Below are 17,206 nucleotides of genomic sequence, written 5' to 3' on the forward strand. Positions count from 1 at the left end.
ATATATATATATATATATTAATTAGTCCACCATTTCGTCAGAAAATGTTGCACGTGCTTTCTAGGATACTTAAAAGTGCGTACGCGTGCACGCGCGCGAAAAACTGCAACAAACCTAGTTACGAATACTTTTTAGTGTTTTTAGACAAAACATAACCTAAGTGAAACAAAATTTCACGGTTACAGACTGTAACCGTAATTTTCTTTCGCAAATAAACAAAAAATTAACTTTTTTTAGAAAAAGCTTGGGTGTATTTTAAAAAGTTGTTAGAATATTGGTGTAACAAAAGAGAATTTTGCTCTTTCGTATTCCTAATAAGTAACCTTTACTTGACACAATCAAAATTTCAAGAAAAAAGAATTTTCAGCAAAAAATTTGACAAAAAGTTTTTTAATAAACATAACAAAAATAAAAATGCTATAATAATTTTTAATTATGAATAAGACAGCTGAAAAGAAACCGATTATTATTTTTAGTGGACCTAGTGGTGTTGGGAAAGGTACAATCGAAAGACTGCTTTTCGATTTTGATGAACTAAACCTTTCTCTGTCTTGTTCTGCGACTACCAGAAAGAGACGTGAAGGAGAAATTCACGGCATTCATTACTATTTTATTGATGTTGACGAATTTAGAGATAAATTAAAGCATTTTAAATTTATCGAATTTTCTTATCACCTTGGTAACTACTACGGAACACTTTATTCTGAATTAGATAAAATTCATAATAAAAATAAAGTTCCAATGTTAGAAATAGAAACCAAAGGAGCAAAACAAGTTATTGAGAAACTTTCAAAAGATGGTGATAAGTATAATTTAATTACTATTTTTGTGCTGCCTCCTACAATGGAAGATTTACGTACTCGAATTTTAAAGCGTGGATCTGAAAACGAAGAAACATTAAAGAAAAGACTGGAAAAAGCTCAAACTGAAATTCAAGAATCTGAAATTTTTAGATACAAAATCATTAATGATGTACCAGAACGTGCTGCTGAAGAAATTAGACAAATTTTACACAAGGAGCTTAAACTTGCTTAAGTATTATGCTGAATCATCAAAAGGTGACATTCGTCCTAAAAATGATGATCGCGTTGGTATTTTTTCAAAAAATAATAATATTCTAGCAGTGCTTTGTGACGGAATGGGTGGACATCAAGGTGGTGATTTTGCTGCAAGTGTTGTTGTAAATACTTTAGCGTTTGAATTTCAAGAAAGTTTTGATTATATTGACACAATTCAAACCAAAAACTGAATTGGTGGTGCGATTGAAAAAGCTAAGTTAGCTTTGCGTAAAGCAGCTGAAAATGATTATTCTAAAGCTAATATGGGTACTACTTTAGTGGCTACTTTAATTATTCCTGATAGTAAGAAATTTTTTGTATTTAATTCAGGTGATTCGCGAGCTTACGTTTATACTTCAAATTTAGAGTTAATTCAAATTACTAAAGATCAAAATGTAGCGAATTCATTAATTGAAAAAGGTACAAACTTAGAATTAGCACATCAATTGCCAAATGCGCGTCATTTAACAAGTGCACTTGGGCCTAAAATTTCAACTACGGTTAAAATTTATGATTTTAATGAAACCAGTTATCAAAAAATTGAAAAGTTACTTTTAACTTCTGATGGAATTCATGAATTTTTATTTTTAAATGAATTGGAATTTTTAGTTAAGCAAGATTTAGAACCTGAACAAATAGTTAAAAAGCTTATTAATCAGGCTGTAATTAATCAATCAAATGACAATATGAGTGCACTAGTTATAGATTTTAATCAGAAAGGTGAACTATAATGTCTAAAATGCAAAATAACAACATTATTGCTAACTCTACGGTTTTTAATAAATATGAATTAAAATCTATTATCGGTAAAGGTGGAATGGGAATTGTCTACCTTGTGCAAAACATTTTGGATAAGCAGCATTACGCTTTAAAATATCGTAATAATGATTTAAATGAAACTAATTTAAATCGTTTTATAGCAGAAAGAAAACTACTTAGCAAGCTGCACTGCAAAAATATTCCACATTTATTTGATTACTACGAAGATGATCGTGAGCAATATTATGTAATGGAATATATTTCTGGTGTAACCTTACATAAGGTGATTTTAGATAATCAGCGTCTCCCGGTTAGGCATGCTGTTTATTATGCACGTCAAATTGCTGAAGCAATTGGTGAGCTACATGCTAACGGAATTATTCACCGTGATATTAAATCACAAAATATTTTAATCACTGATGCTCAAGAGGTCAAAGTTGTTGATCTTGGAATTTCGCTTTCAAAAGAATCACAACGTTTAACTAAAACTAATGCAGTTGTTTGTAGTCCTTATTATGCAGCGCCTGAACTTTCAGTTAAAAACGCTAAAATTACACCAGCTGTAGATATTTATGCTCTCGGTATAGTGTTATATGAAATGTTAATTGGAAAATATCCATTTGAAGGTGAAGCTGAAGCTCAAACTATTTTAATGCATAGACGCAATACTTTTCCAGATCCAAGAAATCACCGTGACATTCCACAATCTTTAGCTAATGTGATTATTAGAGCGACTGCAAAAAACCCAAACGATCGTTATAAAGATGTTTGAGACTTTATTGAAGATTTGAATACTTGTTTAAGTAAAGAGAGATTTTTAGAAAAACCTTTATCAGCAAAGACTATGCAATCTAAAAAAACATTAGCAGATTTGATTAATTCAAATGTTTTTCTAGTTTCTGCTATTGTTTTGATTGCTGTAATTATTACAATTGTTTCATTATTGGTGGTATTTTTATAATGAAAAAATATCGCATTCATAGTGTTGTTGGTGGAATTTACACTTTATTTTCTATTGAGGAAAATTTAGAAATTAAACTGCCAGCTGCTGGTAAGCTGCGTTTTTTAAAGCAAACTCCAATTGTAGGTGATTTTGTTAATGTGAGCGATAATTTAATTACTGAAATTTTACCGCGTAAAAATGAGTTTATTCGTCCGAAAGTAGCCAACATTGATCAAATGTTTATTTTTATGTCTATTAAGGAACCTGAATTTCAACCTTATTTAGTAGACAAATATTTAGCAATAATTGAACAAAAAGCAATTAAACCTTTTATTTGTCTGACAAAAGTGGATTTAGATAGTCAAAAAACACAAGAAATTTACCAATTATATTCTAAAATGGGTTATCAAGTATTTTTACTTAATAATACCAAACCAGAATATCAAAAAGAAATAACACCATATTTTAAAAATATGTATTCGGTTTTTATGGGTCAAAGTGGAGTTGGAAAAACAACTACTTTAAATTATCTTGCTGATCATAAATTTGAAACACAAGCAATTTCAAAAGCTCTAGGAAGAGGGAAACATACTACAAGAGTTGTCAAAGCAATAAGCTTTAATGCTGGTTACTTAATCGATACACCTGGTTTTTCATCTTTAGAGTTAAATATGAACAAAATTGAGCTTGCTCAAAGTTTCGAAAGTTTTAAAAATTTAGCTAAAACTTGTAAGTTCCGTTCATGTTTACACCTAGAAGAGCCAGAAAAGTTTTGTGCAGTTAAACAACAAATTGGAACAAGCTTGATACCAGATTTTAGATACCAAAATTACGTTAAATTACAATCAGAATTAGATAAATAAGTATATCTTATGGAGAAAAAATGAAAAAATATGTTACACCAAGTTTATTAAATGTTGAACCAGAACGTAGATTAGAAGTAGCTGACACTTTAGTTAGCAACGGAATTAAATGAATTCATTATGATATTATGGATGGTGAATTCGTTCCTAACACTGCAATTTTACCAAGTGAAATTGCAAAAATTAACAGTGAAGGCCTTAAACACATTAAGGATGCTCACTTGATGACTGTCGATCCATATTCACATGTTGATTCTGTTAAAGATAGCTGCGATATCATAACTTTCCATTACGAAGCAATCATGGATGATGAAGAAAAGTTTGATGAATTTTTAACTGAAAATTCAGCAGAATTAAAAATTGGTTTAGCAATTAAACCTGAAACAAAAGTCGAAGCAGTTAAGCCTTATTTAGATCGTCTTGCTCTAGTTTTGGTTATGTCAGTTGAGCCAGGTAAAGGTGGTCAAAAATTTATGCCAATGGCACTAGATAAAATCGCTCAGTTAAAACAAATTCGGATTCAAAATGGATACGATTATTTAATTCAAGTTGATGGTGGAATTAATGGCGAAACAGGGCCAGAAGCTTTTGCTGCTGGTGCTGATGCTTGCGTTGCAGGTACTTACTTAGTTTTTGAACCTACAAAAGAAAAAATTGACAGTGTACTTGGAAAATTCGCGAAGAAAAATTAAAAATTCACAGCTAGGCTGTGATTTTTTAATAAAAAAGTGTGATTTAATTTCACACTTATAATAATTCAATTCCTTCTTTTTTCATTTCTTCTCGGTATTCATCAGGTCAGTAGCTAGCTTGCACTTCACCAATGTGTGCTTTTTCAAGTAGTAACATACTTACACGTGATTGACCAATTCCACCACCAATTGTTAGTGGTAATTTTTGATTAACTACGCTAGCGTGATATGGTGATAATTTTAATAGTTGTTCAGCTGACATTTGACTTTGCTTAACAATTGAGTTTTGATCAACACGAATTCCCATTGATGAAAGTTCTATCGCTCTATCTAAAACTGGTGAATATAAAATTAAATCACCATTTAAATTTCAATCATCATAGTCAAATGCACGTTTAGAATGAATTAGATTGCTTTTTAATGGGTAGCCAATTTGATAAATAAAGACAGCTTGCTTTTCTTTTGTAATTAAATTTTCTCTTTCCTCAATTGTATTGTTGGGATATAAATCTTCTAATTCTTGAGCAGAAATAAAGAAAACTGAATCAGGAAGGTTGTTTTTTAAAGCAGGATATAGCTTTTGTAATCTTTCCTTAGTAGCTTTTAAAGCCTCAAAAATTTGGTTAACTGTTAATTTTAGAAAATCTAAATTACGATCTTTTGCAAGAATTACTTTTTCTCAGTCTCATTGATCAACGTAGTATGAATGAAGATGATCGAGTTGTTCCTCTCGACGAACTGCATTCATATCAGTATAAAGTCCTTCATATGGAGCAAAATGGTATTGCATTAAAGCGTATCTTTTTCATTTTGCTAATGAATGAACAACTTCTAGTCTTTCATCGCTATCTTTGGGATAAAATCAAACTGGTTGTTCACCAGATAGACCATCATTTAAACCGGTTTTTTGAGCTACAAAAAGTGGCGCAGTCGCTCTAGTCAAATTTAAGTTCTTTTTGAGCTCTTCTTGAAAAATCTGTTTTAAATCTTGAATTGCACTTTGTGTTTGTCTAATACTTAATTTGGGTATGTACATAATTTTCCTTTATACAATTATAAAAAAAGCTTTTAAGAAACAAATAAAAAAATATAATAAAGCTATGGAATTACAGAAAAAAACTTATACACGTAGGAGAATTAAAAGTAGTGTTTTAATGTTTGGTTTTTTATACCATATTCAGAAAACTTGACAGAAACTACTTGTAATTACGGTTATTGCTATTTTTATGTCTTTTGCCGGTGTTCTATTACTGCAAAATACTGGTTTATACGCTTTAGGATTAGAAGCTGTTGGTCAAGGAATTGGTAATTTAGCTTATTTCTTATTTGAAGATAAGACAATCGGTTATATTGTTTTTAATATTTGTTTCTGATTAATTTATTTTATTTTAAACATTCCGTTACTGGTTTTATCATATTTTAGAATTTCGAAACGTTTTACTTGATTTTCGTGTTATTATATTGCTGTTTTTACTTTGTTTGGTATTATTTTTGGTTTCATCCCACATATTGACAAAGTGTTTATTTTTAGTGATTTAATGTATAAAAGTCCTGATATCTTTATTGTTAATGAAGTTAGAATTATTTTATGAGACTTTACTGCGGATAGCAGCAAGCAAGTAGCTGTTTTCTTATATTCATTATGTTGAGGTATTTTACAAGGATTAGCTGCTGTTTCAGTAATTATTTTAAGTGGAAGTACAGGTGGTTTTGATATTTTTGGAATGTATATTGCTAAAGTTAAGCTCAAAGAAATTGGTTCTGTTTTCTTTATTTTAAATATCTTATCACTTGCTTTTGCTAACTTAATTGGAACTTATATACCAGCTTCGCTAGCTTTAAATCATCTGCAAGGTGATTTAGTAAATTCAATCCCAGCAAAAGCATGAAATTTAAATTTATTTTTCAACCCAAATTTTGTTTCTGGTATGTTAATGATTTTAGCTAATGCACTTGTAGTGGACGTGCTTTATCCTAAATATAAATTAGTACAAACACAAATTTATACAAAAAATCCTTTTGAGTTAATTAACCAAATTAACGATGCTTCAAATCGTCCATTTGCTTTTTCAGTACATACGGTAATTGGTGCTTACTCTAAAAAAGAAACTTTTTTAATTACTACAAATACTCAGTTTTTAGATGCTGCTTATTTATTTGATTTATCAAAAAGATTAGATAATAATTTATTAATTTGCCTTGTAGATATTAAAAAAGGTGATGGATATATGTTTATTGAAGAATAATCCTAAATTGATAGCTTTGCTGTCAATTTTTCTTTACTATCTGATTTATAAAAAACTTAAAAAGAAAAATTTAATTATAAAAATCATTTTTTATTCGTTAAATCTTAGTTTTATTGATATACTTTTTAAGTTACCTTAAAAAACAAAAAGTTAATTTTTTAATTATTTTGGATTTAAAAATTAACTTTTTAATTAAATAAATTAAAAAAAAGGAAAAAAACATATGTCAAAAATGTTTAACTCAAAAACTTTTGCACTGTTGGGAATTAACTATATTATTGGTTTTGGTTTTGTGGCAACTATTAGCGATATTACTACTTATGGATATTATGGAATTTTAATAATTTTCTTAGTTTCCTTAATGGCACTGGGAGTGGCACTGGTTTTTAGTAGGCTACTTAATGAATACCCTAATGAACTTGGAAGCAGTTTCAGTTATGCTACAAAGGTAAAAAATAAACCATTTGCATTTTTTGTGGGTTGAAATCAGTATATTCAAGGTCCGCTTTATGCTGGTAGTGGTACTTTATTTTTAACTCAAGCGGCAAGAGTCTTTACTGAAAATGAAACTTATATTAATATTGTCAGAGTTGTTTCGATTACAATTTTTATATTGCTAATTTTTTCAGCTTCTTTAGGTTTAAAAGTTTCTAAAAAAATGATTTTTGTGAATATTTTTATTAAATGAGCTGTATTAATTATAGGTTTTGTAGGTTTAATTATTTTAGCCTGCAAAGAGCAACTTTTATTAGAAAATTTTAATACTGCAGCTGGAAAATCAGTAGATACTTATTTAATTTTAACGAATGTACTTTATTTTATGTTTGCTTTTGGTGGTATTGAAACTATACCTACTTTAAGCAAGGATGTGAAAACTAAAAATTTCAAAAAAGTTATGATGGTTATTTTCTTATTTGTCTTTACTTTTTATATTATTGGTTACTTACTAATTGGTTCTACTAATTTAATTGAAAATTCATCTAACGCCTTTTTATATTTATACCGTATTAGTTTTGGTGTTTTTGGACAAGTACTATTTGCTATTTATATTATTACTTATAACATTGCTTCTACTTTGACAAGCACAATCGGTTATAGTCGAGCGTTAGCTTCGCTTAGTCAAGCGGGTTACTTACCATCAGCTTTTGGTGTTGAAAAAAAGGGTGAATATAAAAATGCAATTTGATTTAATTTTGCTTTAACAGTAGTTTCGTTAGTTTTATTTTCTTTACTACCACTGATTATTCAAAATGATCAAATTCAGTATTTCCAAAAAGTAATTTCGATTGGAACGATTGCATTTTTAGTTCAATACTTAGGAACATTTATTACAGCACTAATTTTAGCTTATCGCAAGCAAATTAAAGCAATTCCTTGATATGAGCAGTTCTTATACTATTATTCAATTATTTTAATATTAGTAGTGCTTTTAGCAAACTTTATTCCACCAATAGTTGGACAAAAGTTTATGGTTGAAAATGCAATAATATTAATTGCTTTTGTAATGAGCAACTTATTAGGAATTTCTATTTACTGAGCAAATTGAAAATTAAAGCAAAGAGCAAAGAAAAATTCTAGCCTAAGCTAGAATTTTTTATTTCATTAAGCTTTGTTGTTTGAACCAAATTCTCTAATTTTAGCTCTTACAGTTTCACACATAGCTTCAAAACCTGGTTTGTAAAGTTTTCTAGGGTCAAAGTTTTTACCTTCTAAGTCTTTACCGCTTTCGATGTAGGCTCTTAAAGCAGCGTGATTTGATTGTTGAAGTTCTGTGTTAACATTAATTTTTGTAATTCCTAAGCTAATTGCTTTTTGAATTTGTTCTGTTGGAATACCACTTCCTCCGTGAAGTACAATTCCAATTCCAGCAGCTTGAGAAATTTTTTCTAATGTTTCAAAACTAAGTGATTTTCAAGATGTAGGGTATGGACCGTGAATGTTTCCAATTCCAGCAGCTAAAACATCAATTCCAAGTTCTGCCATTTTTTTAGCTTCTTCTGGATCAGCGAATTCACCATTTCCAACGATACCGTCTTCTTCTCCACCGATTGTTCCAACTTCAGCTTCCATTGACATGTTTCTTGATTTTGCTAATTTAACTAATTCTTGTGTTTTTTCAAAGTTTTCGTTAAATGGGAAATGTGAACCGTCAAACATAATAGAAGTATAAGCTTCGTTTTCAATTGCTTTTTTACATCCTTCGTATGAACCGTGATCAAGGTGTAATGCAACTGGTACTGTAATGTTTAAGTCTTTAATTAATCCAAGTACCATTCCACCAACAACATTAAATCCTCCCATGTATTTAAGAGCACCTTCACTTGTTGCAATAATAACTGGTGAATTTTCTTCTTGAGCTGTTAATAATACCGCTTTAGCTCATTCAAGGTTGTTAATGTTAATGTGAGGAACAGCGTATTTTCCTTGTTTTGCTTTTTTAAGCATTTCTGTTGCGTTTACTAATGCCATATTTCTCTCCTTTTATGAAATTATTTATATATTTCGTATGTTGCACTTTGTCATGTGCCATCGCTATTTCTTGAAAATCTTTTATCAACTGTTAAAAGTCTATAAAGTTCTCCCATTTTTCTTGTACGTACTTTTTGATATTGTTCGTCAGAAAATCTATCTTCAAGTGTATCGATTCACTTGTCTTTCAGTTCTGCTTCAACGATTTCAAAAAGTTGATCAAAAGTAAATGGTTTCAAGGTATCTTCTGAAATTGTTTCAATCGCAATTTCTAGCATTGTTTTTGTTTTCATATTAGTCCTTTCACAATACTGATATTATAATATAGTTTTTTAAAGTTTTAAGTGGTTTAAAAAAGTTTAAATTTTAAATTTAACTGGAAAGTATTCCACATTTTACATACTTTCAGGAGCTGAGACACCAATTAAGTTTAATCCAAGTGATAAAACAATTTTTGTTGCGAAAACTAAGGCAGCGTATTGGGCTTCGTTTGGATGTCCAAGTAATTTGGTTTCTGAATAAAAACTGTTAAATTGTTTTGCTAAATTAATTAAAAATTGACTCATTAAATTAACTTTTCCAGTTTGAACGATAGTTTTAATTAATTCAGGGAATTCATCAAGTAATAAAATGATTTTTTTGGCTTTATCTGTGTAAATGATTTCATGAGTTGAATATGGTTTTAATTTATTAATTAAGCTAACACTACGTGAGTGAGAATATTGGACAATAAAAACAGGATTACTTGTATCTTTTGAGTTAGCAAAATCAATATCAAAATCAAATTTATTATTGATTTCTCTAGTTAACATAGTAAATCTAATAGCATCTGGAGAAACAACTTCCATTAAATCTTGCAATGTTACGCTAGTACCAGCACGTTTTGACATTTTAAATTCTTGTCCTTCTTTAATTAATCTAACAAGTTGGATAGTATAAATGTCCAAGTTTTCTGGGTTATGTCCTAAGCATTCCATCGCAATTTTTACCCGTGCAATATATCCGCTATGATCGGCACCTCAAATATTGATTAATTTATCAGCTTTAGCAAATTTAGTTTCATGATAAGCAATATCAGGAAGTAAGTATGAATCTGAGCCATCACTTTTAACTAAAACACGATCTTTATCATCTCCATAATCAGTAGTTCTTAAAAATAATGCTCTATCTTGCATATAAGTATCTTTAGCAAGTTGTTTAATCACTTTTTGAGTGAGTCCTGCTTTTTTAACTGCTTTTTCACTTGAAAAAGTGTCAATGTGAATATTAAGTTTTGCGATGTCATCTTTGATTTTGTTTAAAAGTATTTCTACTAAAACATTTTTAAATTCTTCAAAAAGTTCGTCAGTAAAAGGTAAAAATTTATCACCATAAATTTGTTTTACTTGCTGTGCAGCTCAAATGATATCTGCTCCGCGATAGCATTCTTCTGGCATTTCTTGTTCGATTCCAAATAAAGCAAGATAACGAACTTTTGCAGAATTACCAAGCACATTAATTTGATTTCCTGCATCATTTACATAATATTCGCTTTCAACTTGGTGTCCAGCGTGACGAAAAATACGAACAAGAGCATCACCATAACAAGCACCACGTGCGTGACCAACGTGTAAAAATCCAGTTGGATTAGCTGAAATATATTCAACATTAATTTTTTCAGGCTTAACTATATTTGTACCGTAGTTATTTTTTTCATCTATTACTTTTGTAACAACACTTAAAAAAGCATAATTAGAAAGTTGAATATTGATAAATCCTGGCATTGCTACATCAACAACTTGGAATAATTTATTTTTTAGTAATTTATCAGCAATTTGTTTTGCTATTTCTAATGGCGCAGCTTTCTTGAATTGTTTTACAATAAAAGCGATGTTTGTTGCATAATCATAAGCGACAAAGTTTTCGTTTAACTTTTCAGGTACTTTTGCTTCATTTAAATTGAAAACTAATTTACTAGCATCAAAATCTTCGGTAAAAAAACCCTCTTTTTGTAGATTCTCAACTACAGAAATAATTTCTTGTTTTACTGATTGTTTTAAAGTCATTTCGCTCCTTCTTTCTTTAAGTAAATTTATTATATTAAAAATTATTTTTAATATCACTTTTTAATTAAAAGAAATTATAATAAATAAGTTATGAAAAAAATTTATGTTTGTGGACCAACAGTATATAATGATGTGCATATTGGAAACTTGCGTCCAATTTTAACTGTAGATTTAATACTAAAAGCTGCCAGATATCTGGGTGTTGATTTTTATTTTGTTCATAATATTACTGATATAGATGACAAAATTATTAATCGTGCTTTAAATTTAAAAATTTCAGAGCAAGAAGTAGCACAAAAATATACTGACAGATATTTAGCACTTTTAAAAAGCTTTAATGTTGATACAATTTCAAAAATTGAACTAGTAACTGAAAATTTAAGTACAATTGAAACATTTATTCAACAACTTTTAAAAACAGAAAATGCTTATATAGATAACCGAAATAATGTTTGGTTTGATGTAAAGAAAAACGAGGACAACTACGGTACCGTATCAAATCAAAAAATTACAAACATGATTTTTGAAGATGAAAAATATTCTAAACGTTTTGCTGCAGATTTTGCTTTATGAAAAAATACAGAAGTTGGAATTAAATATGATTTAAGTTTTGGTGCTGGTAGACCTGGATGACATACTGAGTGTGCTGCTTTAATTCAAAAAAACTTTGGTACAAACGGAATTGATATTCATGGCGGAGGAATGGACTTAACTTTTCCTCACCACGAAAACGAAAATATTCAGTATTTTGCTTTAAACAAAGTGGAATTAACTAAAAAATGACTTCGTGCAGGTCAGTTAAATCTTAATGGTGAAAAAATGTCTAAATCTTTACAAAACGTAATTTTAGCTAAAGACTTTTTAAAGCAGTATCCTGCAGATTACTTAAAGACTTTTTTCTTGCTTAATAGCCTAACTGGCATTATCAATTTAGATGATAATTTAGTAAACAATGTTAAAAAAATGCATCAAAAAATCAAAAAGTGTTATTTCCTTGCTTTTCAAAACAAAATTGATGTAACAAAAATATACGATTCAGAGAATGTTAAAGATTTAATTCAAAGCATTTATAATTGCCGCTTTAGTGATTTTAACGCTAAAATTAATAGTTTACTAAAAAGTATTAACCGTGAACAAAAAGCGGACGATTTAAAAGATTTAGTTTCTGTTTTTAATATTTTAGGTTACGATTTTCTTAATTTTGAGTATCAAAAGCATTTAGATATTTTTGAAACTTGAAAAGAACTAGTCGCGAACAAAAAATATGAAGAATCAGATTTATTACGTAAAATCCTGCTTGAAGCTGAAATACTATAAAAGAACTAAAAAAGGAATTTTTGAGGTAAAAAAATGAAACAATTATTAATGTGTGGTAAAAACTCCGTATTAGAAGCTCTTGCAAACAATCTAAAAGTTGAAAAAGTTTATTTATTAAATGAAGAAAATGCTAAATATTTACCTGCAAAAACCAGTTATGAAGTCAAAGATTTAAATTTTTTCAGAAATTTAACAAAAGAAAACCACCAAGGATTTTTAGCTTTAATTAAACCAATTGAAACAAGTGATATTAATCTGCTTATTAAAAAGAAACCTAATGCTGTATTAGTCTTAGATCATATTCAAGATCCGCATAATTTAGGTGCTATTATTAGAACTGCAAATGCAGCTGGGATTAAAGACATAATTTTACCTAAAGATAATGCTGCAGACATAAATTCTTCGACTGTACTTAAGATTTCTTCAGGTGGTTTTGTTGGACTAAGCTTTTATAAAGTTAACAGCTTAAGTGCTACAATCACTAAATTGCAAAAAAAAGGTTATTGAGCTTATGCTACTACTTTGGATGAAAAGGCAGTACCACACACAGATGTTAAATACAATTTTCCTAGTTTAATAGTTATGGGAAATGAAGGGACAGGTGTATCAAAAAGTGTTCTTTCAGTTATCGATCAAAGTGTGTATATTAAACAGTTTGGAACAGTGCAATCTTTAAATGTTTCTGTTGCTACTGGAATTATTCTTTTTGATTTCATCAAACAGCAAAATGAGTAGAAAATATATTGAATTACCAAATAATGTTTTAGATTTTTTTCATTTAACAGAAACTAAACATGTAACAGTAGAAAAAATCGTTTATAACTTTGAAGTTTATCACCTTAGCAATATTCAAATTTTAGCTCATAAAATTAAAAGAATGTTAGGAAGTGAAACTTTCGATTATGAAGAAATTTATAATCAAATTTTAGCTAATACTTTATCAAGTATTCAGGATTATTTAAAATTAAAAATTCATAAAGAAGGAAAAGAATTTTCACATTATTTCTGAATGAATTTAAAATTAAAAGTTCTTAATTATTTTAATAAAAACAATAATCAGCAAGCTAAATTTGAACGTAATTTAGCTTCTAATCGATATACAAAAACTTACTTTAATAATCTCTATATTTATTTATATCAACAAGGTAACTTATCTAAAGTTTATGATTATGAGTTATTAAAGCAAAAAGTTTTAGCAAAACTTAACGAACAAGAAAGAAAATTTTTAACCAACTATTTAAAGAATGAGAATGACGATCATTTAACTACACAAAAAAGAAATTCAATTTTAGAAAAAATCAAAAATAAAATAATTTCTTAAAAAATTGATGTGTTACAATATATATTATGATTAGCAATAAAGTATCAATCGCATGTCAAGAATGCAAAAAGAAAAATTACGTAAAAAATAAAAGTTCTGGTAATGATGCTCGTATGCAAGTGAAAAAATTTTGCCCACATTGCAACAGACATACTTTACACAAGGAAGAAATTTAAATGTTTAAAAAAAATAAACTAGAAAATACTAAAGCTTATTCTTATGAAGAAATTCAACAACGTAAAGGTAAGCAAAAAAGATTTTTCTTTCGTAGAATTGCTAAAGACATTAAAAGAGTTCGTTGACCAAGTGCTTCAACTAATTGAAAAAACTTTATAAAAATTTTGATTTTTACAATAATTTTTGTGCTTTTTGTTTATGCTATTTCAATTGGATTTCAATCTTTATGAAGTCAGATAGGCATTGCTACAGGAAATTAGAGATAAAAAAGAAGGTGTAAATATGAATACATTTAAGTGATACATGATTTCAACAATTAGAGGTAAAGAAGATAATGTTGTTGAAGCATTAAATAACAGAATTTTTGCAGAACAAGTAGAAGAAAATTTTGACTTACAAGCAACTGAAAATGGACCTTTTAGAATTTTTAAAAGACCAACTTTAACTGCTAAAGAATTAGAAAATAAGATTCATGGAGATTCATTTAAAGTTAAATGAGTTAATTTATATCCTGGTTATATTTTTGCAAAAATGGACATGACTGATAAAGCTTGATTCGTTATCCGTAACACTCAGTATGTTACAGGTTTAGTTGGTTCATCAGGTAAGGGTGCTAAACCTACACCATTAAGTAATTTAGAAATTCGTAAAATGTCTCGTGCAGAGCAAGAAGCTATCAATTTATTCAATATCGGTAAAAACTTATTAGCACTTCAAGTTGGAGATTTAGTTGAAGTTACTGATGGTCCATATAAAGGTGAAGTTGGACCAATTGAAAAATTAAATTTAGATACTAATGAAGCTACAATTTTATTAAAAACATTTGGTAAAAAAACAAGTGTTGAACTTAATTTAGATTTACTTAAACCAAGTGAATAAAAAAATACTTGCTTATTAAAAATATCTTGATATAATTAATAAGCAAGTATAAAATGCGAGTGTAGTTTAATGGTAGAACTTCAGCCTTCCAAGCTGACTGTGAGGGTTCGATTCCCTTCACTCGCTCCATATCATAAATTGTCCGTCAGAGTTTTACTCTGATTTTTTATTTTCTGTTTTATCTATTTCAACAATTGTATTTAGTTTTCTTAATCAGTGGTTTAAACCGCTTTTAGAAATTACAATATTATGCTGAATTGATAATATTTCAGAAAGCTCAGATAAAGAAGATCATTTATTTTCTAATTTTAAATTAAAAAACACTAATTCATTTTCACTAAAACAGCTTTCTAAATTATGTTCGAATAAATAAGTGATATTTTTTATATGTTTTAAAGAGCTTTTTGCAATTTTTTGAATATTACTAATGTCAATATTATTTATACGATTTGAAACGTTTTCGAAGTCTTTCTGAATTCTTCAATTTTGTAAATTAAACCATGATTTTTTAGCACCTATAGCGGATAAAAAATCAAGTAGTTTGTCTTGTTTTTTTACATAAATAATATGTTTTGAGTTTCTTTGAAAATATTGGAAATTAAATTCATATAAATTTAATTTATTCATAATTTTAATAATATTTTCATAATAATGTGATGATATCTCGAGGTGATAAGAAGTTGAGGAACGAGATGATATATTTCCGCTCCCACAAAATACACCCGCAAAGAAAAAAGTCAAATAGTCTTGAAAATTAATTTCCGCTTTAAGCTTAAAATTATTTTTTGATATAAAAAATTTCGTTTTAGCTGTTTTACTTTTTGTATAAGAGACTTGTATTTTATCTAACTTTGTAAACAATTTATCCAAAATGTACTGATTCTTAATTTGTAAAGTGTAGCCATTTTCTGAATAAATTGCATTAGAATATATTAAACCGTTTAAAAAAGCTGTTATTTCATTTTTAGTAGTTGTATTATTTATTATTTCTTTTTTTATTTCTCAAGAAAACGAACTTTTATTTGCTTGCATTTTTCTCATAGTTAAATTATTATAAATAAGATAAATAAAAACAAGTTATTTTTTTCATTTTTTCGCAAAAAAATATATTATTTATTTTAAGCAAACAATTAAAAAACTAATTTAAAAACATACTAATAATTTTAAACTTTTGTTTTTATTTTTTTGCTTGTATGTTATAATAATATAGCATTTAATGAAGTATATTCATTTTATATAAAAATTAACGTAGGAGGATATCATGAGACAAACTACAATTATCAACAATCAAACTGCTGATAAAAAATGATATGTTATCGATGCTGAAGGACAAGTTTTAGGACGTTTAGCAGCATATGTTGCAACAGTACTTAGAGGTAAAAATAAAGCTACTTTTACACCAAATGCAGATACGGGTGATAATGTTATTATTATTAATGCAGAAAAAGTTCTTTTAACTGCTAAAAAGGAAGAAAATAAAATTTATTACTCACACTCAGGTTTCCCTGGTGGATTAAAAAGCATTACTGCTGCAAAATTAAGAGCTAAAAGACCTACAGCTTTAGTAGAAAAAGCTGTTAGTGGTATGTTACCTCATACAAAATTAGGTAATAAACAACGTCGTAATTTATTTGTATATGCAGGACCAACTCACAAACATGAAGCACAAAATCCAGAAAGATTAGAGGTTAAATAATTATGTCAAATCAAGTATTATATCGTGGTTTAGGAAGAAGAAAATCATCTGTTGCACGTGTAAGATTAACTGCTGGTTCAGGTAAATTTGTTATCAATAACCGTGATGCACGTGAATATTTAACTTCAGACATTTATTTAAAAGATGCTAATCAACCATTTGTTTTAACAGAAACTGTTGGACAATTTGATGTTTCAGTTAATGTACTTGGTGGTGGACTTAGCGGTCAAGCTGGTGCTATCAGATTAGGTATCGCACGTGCTTTATTAGAAGCAAGTTCAGATTACCGTTCAGTTTTAAAAGCTGCTGGTATGTTAACAAGAGATGCAAGAGCTAAAGAACGTAAAAAACCAGGTCTTCGTGCTGCACGTCGTGCAAGACAATTCTCAAAACGTTAATTTATTTTAATAATTTAGTTATCTATTTTACAAAATGTTGTATAATAGATATACATATGCGAGCGTAGCTCAGCTGGTTAGAGCACACGACTGATAATCGTGAGGTCGATGGTTCAAGTCCATTCGTTCGCACCATTTACTTCGTTAAGTACCTAACTCCTTTTGGAGTTTTTTATTTAACAAATGAATTAAATATTCATAGATAAAATATAAATTTTAAAATAAAAAAATATTAAAAAAATATTTGGTTATTTTAAAAATCATGTTATCATATTTAAGCAAACAAATTGCAAAATAAAGTTCTTTGAAAACTAGATATATACAATACATGACAGTCAATTTT

20 protein-coding genes and 2 tRNA genes are annotated in these 17,206 nt (G+C 28.5%); 17 read left to right on the top strand and 5 right to left on the bottom strand.

The genetic code is table 4. The annotated features are described in order from the left end of the window. Positions 1 to 435: 435 nt before the first annotated feature. The 5 genes from gmk to EI91_RS03405 are packed head-to-tail and all read left to right on the top strand — an operon-like array spanning position 436 to position 4,315. Positions 436 to 1,035 carry a guanylate kinase gene (gene gmk, locus EI91_RS03385; protein ID WP_036453085.1) on the top strand — a complete coding sequence of 200 codons (600 nt, stop codon included), beginning with the start codon at positions 436 to 438 and terminating at the stop codon, positions 1,033 to 1,035. Further along, on the top strand, positions 1,028 to 1,789 hold the full coding sequence (locus EI91_RS03390) for a PP2C family protein-serine/threonine phosphatase (RefSeq protein ID WP_036453087.1): 762 nt from the start codon (positions 1,028 to 1,030) through the stop codon (positions 1,787 to 1,789). Before gmk ends, EI91_RS03390 begins: the two co-directional genes overlap by 8 nt. After that, on the top strand, positions 1,789 to 2,778 hold the full coding sequence (locus tag EI91_RS03395; protein ID WP_342666446.1) for a serine/threonine protein kinase: 990 nt from the start codon (positions 1,789 to 1,791) through the stop codon (positions 2,776 to 2,778). Before EI91_RS03390 ends, EI91_RS03395 begins: the two co-directional genes overlap by 1 nt. Further along, positions 2,778 to 3,623 (top strand): ribosome small subunit-dependent GTPase A, encoded by an 846-nt coding sequence (rsgA, locus tag EI91_RS03400; protein ID WP_036453089.1) that lies wholly within the window; start codon positions 2,778 to 2,780, stop codon positions 3,621 to 3,623. Before EI91_RS03395 ends, rsgA begins: the two co-directional genes overlap by 1 nt. A gap of 20 nt (positions 3,624 to 3,643) precedes the next feature. After that, on the top strand, positions 3,644 to 4,315 hold the full coding sequence (locus EI91_RS03405; RefSeq protein ID WP_036453091.1) for a ribulose-phosphate 3-epimerase: 672 nt from the start codon (positions 3,644 to 3,646) through the stop codon (positions 4,313 to 4,315). Positions 4,316 to 4,370: 55 nt separating this feature from the next. Here EI91_RS03405 and EI91_RS03410 read toward each other — a convergent pair whose 3' ends face one another. Then, a complete protein-coding gene (locus EI91_RS03410) occupies positions 4,371 to 5,351 on the bottom strand; it encodes an aspartate--ammonia ligase (protein WP_036453093.1) in 981 nt (326 codons plus the stop codon). Positions 5,352 to 5,415: 64 nt separating this feature from the next. Between EI91_RS03410 and EI91_RS03415 the strand changes: the two genes are divergently transcribed. Both EI91_RS03415 and EI91_RS03420 read left to right on the top strand, forming a co-directional pair. Next, positions 5,416 to 6,561, top strand: coding sequence for a YitT family protein (locus EI91_RS03415; RefSeq protein ID WP_036453112.1), 1,146 nt, complete (start codon positions 5,416 to 5,418; stop codon positions 6,559 to 6,561). Positions 6,562 to 6,784: 223 nt separating this feature from the next. Beyond that, complete coding sequence (locus EI91_RS03420) at positions 6,785 to 8,149, top strand: APC family permease (RefSeq protein WP_051789195.1); 1,365 nt, start codon at positions 6,785 to 6,787, stop codon at positions 8,147 to 8,149. A 14-nt stretch (positions 8,150 to 8,163) separates the two neighbouring features. On the opposite strand, the gene fba is transcribed toward EI91_RS03420, so the two are convergent. The 3 genes from fba to argS form a co-directional block, all read right to left on the bottom strand. Next, positions 8,164 to 9,030: a class II fructose-1,6-bisphosphate aldolase gene (fba, locus tag EI91_RS03425; RefSeq protein ID WP_036453095.1), complete on the bottom strand. Its 867-nt coding sequence runs from the start codon at positions 9,028 to 9,030 to the stop codon at positions 8,164 to 8,166. Positions 9,031 to 9,050: 20 nt separating this feature from the next. After that, positions 9,051 to 9,323, bottom strand: coding sequence for a DNA-directed RNA polymerase subunit delta (gene rpoE, locus EI91_RS03430; RefSeq protein WP_036453097.1), 273 nt, complete (start codon positions 9,321 to 9,323; stop codon positions 9,051 to 9,053). Positions 9,324 to 9,425: 102 nt separating this feature from the next. Beyond that, entirely contained in the window at positions 9,426 to 11,075 is a 1,650-nt protein-coding gene (gene argS / locus EI91_RS03435; protein WP_036453099.1) for an arginine--tRNA ligase, read from the bottom strand. Positions 11,076 to 11,165: 90 nt separating this feature from the next. Here argS and EI91_RS03440 point away from each other — a divergent pair, with 90 nt between their 5' ends. From EI91_RS03440 to EI91_RS03465, 7 genes are all read left to right on the top strand, one after another. Continuing rightward, positions 11,166 to 12,392: a class I tRNA ligase family protein gene (locus EI91_RS03440; RefSeq protein ID WP_036453101.1), complete on the top strand. Its 1,227-nt coding sequence runs from the start codon at positions 11,166 to 11,168 to the stop codon at positions 12,390 to 12,392. Between the two features lie 33 nt (positions 12,393 to 12,425). Continuing rightward, the gene (rlmB, locus tag EI91_RS03445) at positions 12,426 to 13,127 is read left to right on the top strand and encodes a 23S rRNA (guanosine(2251)-2'-O)-methyltransferase RlmB (RefSeq protein ID WP_036453103.1); all 702 of its coding nucleotides are present in this window, start codon (positions 12,426 to 12,428) and stop codon (positions 13,125 to 13,127) included. Continuing rightward, positions 13,120 to 13,713, top strand: a complete 594-nt coding sequence (locus EI91_RS03450) for a hypothetical protein (RefSeq protein ID WP_036453105.1) — start codon at positions 13,120 to 13,122, stop codon at positions 13,711 to 13,713. The genes rlmB and EI91_RS03450 overlap by 8 nt, the downstream gene beginning before the upstream one ends. Before the next feature lie 26 nt (positions 13,714 to 13,739). Then, the gene (gene rpmG, locus EI91_RS03645; protein WP_084178005.1) at positions 13,740 to 13,889 is read left to right on the top strand and encodes a 50S ribosomal protein L33; all 150 of its coding nucleotides are present in this window, start codon (positions 13,740 to 13,742) and stop codon (positions 13,887 to 13,889) included. After that, positions 13,890 to 14,150 carry a preprotein translocase subunit SecE gene (gene secE, locus EI91_RS03455; protein WP_051789196.1) on the top strand — a complete coding sequence of 87 codons (261 nt, stop codon included), beginning with the start codon at positions 13,890 to 13,892 and terminating at the stop codon, positions 14,148 to 14,150. A 22-nt stretch (positions 14,151 to 14,172) separates the two neighbouring features. Beyond that, positions 14,173 to 14,769 (top strand): transcription termination/antitermination protein NusG, encoded by a 597-nt coding sequence (gene nusG / locus EI91_RS03460; RefSeq protein ID WP_036453106.1) that lies wholly within the window; start codon positions 14,173 to 14,175, stop codon positions 14,767 to 14,769. A gap of 55 nt (positions 14,770 to 14,824) precedes the next feature. Continuing rightward, a tRNA-Gly gene (locus EI91_RS03465) sits at positions 14,825 to 14,898 on the top strand. Between the two features lie 24 nt (positions 14,899 to 14,922). Here the strand turns inward: EI91_RS03465 and whiA are convergent. Then, the gene (gene whiA / locus EI91_RS03470) at positions 14,923 to 15,801 is read right to left on the bottom strand and encodes a DNA-binding protein WhiA (protein ID WP_036453107.1); all 879 of its coding nucleotides are present in this window, start codon (positions 15,799 to 15,801) and stop codon (positions 14,923 to 14,925) included. A gap of 229 nt (positions 15,802 to 16,030) precedes the next feature. Between whiA and rplM the strand changes: the two genes are divergently transcribed. The 3 genes from rplM (at position 16,031) to EI91_RS03485 (ending at position 16,998) form a co-directional block, all read left to right on the top strand. After that, a complete protein-coding gene (gene rplM, locus EI91_RS03475) occupies positions 16,031 to 16,465 on the top strand; it encodes a 50S ribosomal protein L13 (RefSeq protein ID WP_036453108.1) in 435 nt (144 codons plus the stop codon). A 2-nt stretch (positions 16,466 to 16,467) separates the two neighbouring features. After that, a complete protein-coding gene (gene rpsI / locus EI91_RS03480) occupies positions 16,468 to 16,863 on the top strand; it encodes a 30S ribosomal protein S9 (protein WP_036453110.1) in 396 nt (131 codons plus the stop codon). A 58-nt stretch (positions 16,864 to 16,921) separates the two neighbouring features. Further along, positions 16,922 to 16,998, top strand: a tRNA-Ile gene (locus tag EI91_RS03485). The last annotated feature ends 208 nt before the right edge of the window (positions 16,999 to 17,206 follow it).

Source organism: Mycoplasma buteonis, from assembly GCF_000733865.1.
Taxonomy (GTDB): Bacteria; Bacillota_I; Bacilli_A; order Mycoplasmatales; family Metamycoplasmataceae; genus Mycoplasmopsis; species Mycoplasmopsis buteonis.